Origin of the sequence: Mycobacterium sp., assembly GCF_049280035.1 — a bacterium.
Taxonomy (GTDB): Bacteria; Actinomycetota; Actinomycetes; order Mycobacteriales; family Mycobacteriaceae; genus Mycobacterium.
In genome coordinates this window covers 1-3718 of the sequence record NZ_JBAPPI010000102.1, presented here as the reverse complement: position 1 = coordinate 3718, position 3718 = coordinate 1, and the positions used below count along the sequence as shown (strand labels likewise).

The following is a 3718-nucleotide window of genomic DNA, read 5'->3' as shown; positions in this document are numbered from 1 at the left end:
CTGACGTGCAGCCGCGTGGTTGGTTGCCATCCCATCAGTCCCCCAAGGCCCCCGGGATGCCGGGGGCTTCTGGGCCTTCACGATATTCCGTGATCACGTCTTGCTTTGCCGTCGATCCACAGTTCGGGGCCCGATGACCGCCGATGTGACCGTTTGCCCAGTTCTCGGTAAAATCGCCTGGTGAGCATTCACCACCTCAGCCGTTCGGTGTCCCATCTTCACTGGTCACGCAGCTTGCGCTGGGCCGGCCTGGGCGCCGCCGCGCTGCTGGCCGCCGGTGTCCTGCTGGTCGCGCCCAGCGCCGTTCCGCGCACTATCCCGTCGGCCGGCGCCGACAACTGCCCGGACGTCGCGCTGACCTTCGCCCGCGGCACCGATGAGCCGGCCGGGTTGGGACGTGTCGGCCAGTCCCTGGTCGACTCGCTGCGCCAGAACACCGGCAAGAACATCGATGCCTACCCGGTCAACTACAAGGCCAGCCTGCTGCAGCTGCACGGCGGCGACGGCGCCAACGACGCCATCAAGCACATCAAAGACGTGGCCGACAAGTGCCCGAACACCCCGCAGGTGCTCGGCGGATACTCGCAGGGCGCGTCGGTGATCGACATCGTCACCGGGGTTCCGATCGGCGGCATCGGCTGGGGCAGTTCGCTGCCGCCTCAGTACGCCAACAACGTCATCGCGGTGACCACCTTCGGTAATCCGGCCGACCGCAGCGGCGGGCCGATATCGGCGCAGAGCCAGCTGTTCGGCGCCAAGGCCATCGACTTCTGCAACCCCGAGGACCCGATCTGTCACGCCGGCCCCGGCAACCAGTGGAGTGGGCACACCGAGGGCTACGTGCCCGTCTACACCAGCCAGGCGGCCAGCTTCGTCCAGACCAGGCTGTTGGCGGTGCTAGCCCCCACCGCACCCGCACCGCCGATGGGCGTGCCGCCAGGGCCGATGGGCGTGCCCCCAGGGCCCCTACCCGGGCCCGGCCCTGGGCCAGGGCCTGGGCCCGGTGGCCAAGGTCCGGCCGTGGTCGATCAGACCCAGCCCGCGGCATTTCACTGATAGATCGCTCATTGCGCTGACGTCGTGTCAGCGCACTACTATCGGGCCATGACACTGCGCCTGATCAACCCACCGCCACAGTCGGTTACGGCCGGGATCGCCGCCGCAGGATTACTCGCTGCGGCGTTGATGCTTGCGCCCGCGACGCTGATCCCGACGGCATCGGCCTCCTGCTCCGACGTCGAGGTGGTGTTTGCTCGCGGACGGCTGGAGTCGCCCGGCGCCGGCGTCATCGGCAACTCCTTCGTCAGCTCGCTGCGGTCCAAGGTCAACAAGAACGTCAGCCTCTATGCGGTGCGCTACCCCGCCGATAACGAGGTCGACATCGGCGCCAACGACATGAGCGCGCACGTCCAGAACACGATCAACGGCTGCCCGAACACCCGTGTGGTGTTGGGCGGCTACTCGCTGGGCGCGGCGGTCACCGACGTCGTGGTGGCGGCCCCGGGCCCGCTATTCGGCTTCACCAATCCCCTGCCGCCAGGCGCCGATCAGCACGTCGCCGCGGTCGCGCTGTTCGGTAACGGCAGCCAGTGGGTCGGGCCGATCACGAATTTCAACCCGGCCTACAACGACCGGACCATCGACTTGTGCCACGGCACCGACCCCATCTGCAACCCGGCCGACCCGAACACCTGGAACGCGAACTGGCCACAGCACGCGGCGAGCGGCTATATCAACGACGGCATGGTCAATCAGGCCGCCGACTTCGTCGCAAGCAAGCTGCATTGACCGATCCCAGCGGTCAACAGCACTAAGCCAACCCTGCGGGCCGTTTCAGCAAATATCTAGGTTTGCTCGATAATATCCGCGCATGAAATTTGCTCCGGTGGCAAGTTTGGCGGCTGCAGCATTGCTCGCCCCGGGGCTGCTGATCGCCCCGGCACTAATACCGGCCGGGCCGATTCCGACGGCGTCGGCGGCCTGCCCCGGTGCGGAGGTGGTTTTCGCCCGCGGCCGAGAGGAGCCACCCGGACTCGGTGCGGTCGGCGACGCGTTGGTCAATTCGCTGCGCGCAAAGGTGCCGAACATGTCGGTCGGGGCCTATGGCGTCAACTATCCGGCAAATATCAGCGTCGACAGCGGCGCTAGCGATATGAGCGCCCATGTTCAATCCATGGCCAGAAGTTGCCCGGACACCCGCGAGGTGCTCGGCGGCTATTCCCTGGGTGCCGAGGTGGCTGACGTCGCGACCTGGGGCCGTATACCCCCGGGTGTGGATCGGCAAGTCGCGGCGGTCGCCTTGTTCGGCAATGGCACCCGGCGGGTCGCCCCCGCCTTTGCCGGTAAGACGATCGACCAGTGCGCGCAAGGCGACCCGATCTGTGGGAGAGGCACGCATTGGTCGTCGCATCTGCAGCCCTCGTACGTCAGTTCCGGGCTGGTGGATCAGGCGGCAAGCTTCGTCGCCGGCAAGCTGTAACCGAGGAATCAATCGCGCGTCCGCAGGTCGCGGGTAATCAACGTCCGCGCCTGCAGTTCGTTCTCCGGCGGGTAGTCCACGCCGATCAGCGTTAACCCCCGCGCCGGTGCGGCGGCGTAGTCGCTGGATCGCCGCGTTGAGGTGAGCAACTCGCGGCACCAGGTGGCGGTGCGCCGGTGTTCGCCGACGGCCAGCAGCGCGCCGACCAGCGAGCGCACCATCGACCAGCAGAACGCGTCGGCGGTGACGTATGCAGTGATCAGATGACCATCATGGGTCCAGTCCAGCCGCTGCAGATCGCGAATAGTGGTGGCAGCCTCGCGGTGACGGCAAAACGCGGCAAAGTCGTGTAGTCCCAGCAGGTTTCGCGAGGCCTCCGTCATGGCGTCCACGTCGAGCAGCCGCGGCCAGGCGGTGATGTAGCGGGCCTGATGCGGCTCCACCCCGTAGGGTGCGGTCGACAGCCGATAGACATAGTGGCGGCGCAGCGCCGAGAATCGCGCGTCGAAACCCGCTGGGGCACGGATGATCCGGCGGATCCGAACGTCGGCAGGCAGCAGCCGGCCCAGACGCCGAACTAGCGGCAGGAATTCCGGTTCCGTCGGTCGGGGCGAACGAGGATAGGCATTGGACAGCGCATCCGCCGGAACGTCGACATGGGCGACCTGACCACTGGCGTGCACGCCGGTGTCGGTGCGCCCCGCCGCGCGCAGCCGCACCGGGGTCCGAAACACCGTCGAAAGCGCCTCCTCGAGAATGCCCGCGACGGTGCGCTGCCCTGACTGCGTGGCCCAGCCGGCGAAATCCGTGCCGTCATAAGCGATATCGAGCCGAAGACGAACATGCCCACCATCGGCGTCGATGGCGGGCACGTCGTTCAGGGGCGAATCGCTAGGACTCGTCAGCGTCTTCGGCCTCGGCTTCCGGCTCAGCGGCTTCCGCCTCGGCGGCCTCCGCCACGGCTTCGGGCTCAGGCGTCGCTGCCTCAGCCTCGGCGGTCTCGGCCTCGGCCTCGTGGGCCTCTTGCGCCTCGGCACCGACCGCCGCCTCCGGCTCGGCCTCTGCCTCCGGCTCGACTGCGGCCTGGGGTGCAGCCTTCTTTGCTGCGGCCTTCGAAGCGCCGACCCGACGCGCGCGATCGGCTTCCGCGGTGACCGTCTTCTCCCGGACCAGCTCGATCACCGCCATCGGGGCGTTATCGCCCTTGCGTGCTTCGACTTTGATGATGCGGGTGTAGCC

General features: G+C 67.6%; 5 protein-coding genes. 3 read left to right on the top strand and 2 right to left on the bottom strand.

The window, feature by feature from the left end:
- Window positions 1-207 precede the first annotated feature (207 nt).
- From WAN71_RS03415 to WAN71_RS03405, 3 genes are all read left to right on the top strand, one after another.
- On the top strand, window positions 208-1056 hold the full coding sequence (locus tag WAN71_RS03415; protein ID WP_422223982.1) for a cutinase family protein: 849 nt from the start codon (window positions 208-210) through the stop codon (window positions 1054-1056).
- 48 nt (window positions 1057-1104) lie between these two features.
- Window positions 1105-1788 (top strand): cutinase family protein, encoded by a 684-nt coding sequence (locus tag WAN71_RS03410; RefSeq protein WP_422223980.1) that lies wholly within the window; start codon window positions 1105-1107, stop codon window positions 1786-1788.
- A gap of 82 nt (window positions 1789-1870) precedes the next feature.
- Window positions 1871-2479 carry a cutinase family protein gene (locus WAN71_RS03405; protein WP_422223979.1) on the top strand — a complete coding sequence of 203 codons (609 nt, stop codon included), beginning with the start codon at window positions 1871-1873 and terminating at the stop codon, window positions 2477-2479.
- 8 nt (window positions 2480-2487) lie between these two features.
- Here the strand turns inward: WAN71_RS03405 and truA are convergent, their stop codons facing one another.
- Both truA and WAN71_RS03395 read right to left on the bottom strand, forming a co-directional pair.
- Window positions 2488-3360 carry a tRNA pseudouridine(38-40) synthase TruA gene (truA, locus tag WAN71_RS03400; protein ID WP_422223981.1) on the bottom strand — a complete coding sequence of 291 codons (873 nt, stop codon included), beginning with the start codon at window positions 3358-3360 and terminating at the stop codon, window positions 2488-2490.
- Between the two features lie 10 nt (window positions 3361-3370).
- A partial coding sequence (locus WAN71_RS03395; RefSeq protein ID WP_422223978.1) for a L17 family ribosomal protein occupies window positions 3371-3718 on the bottom strand: 348 nt, incomplete at its 5' end.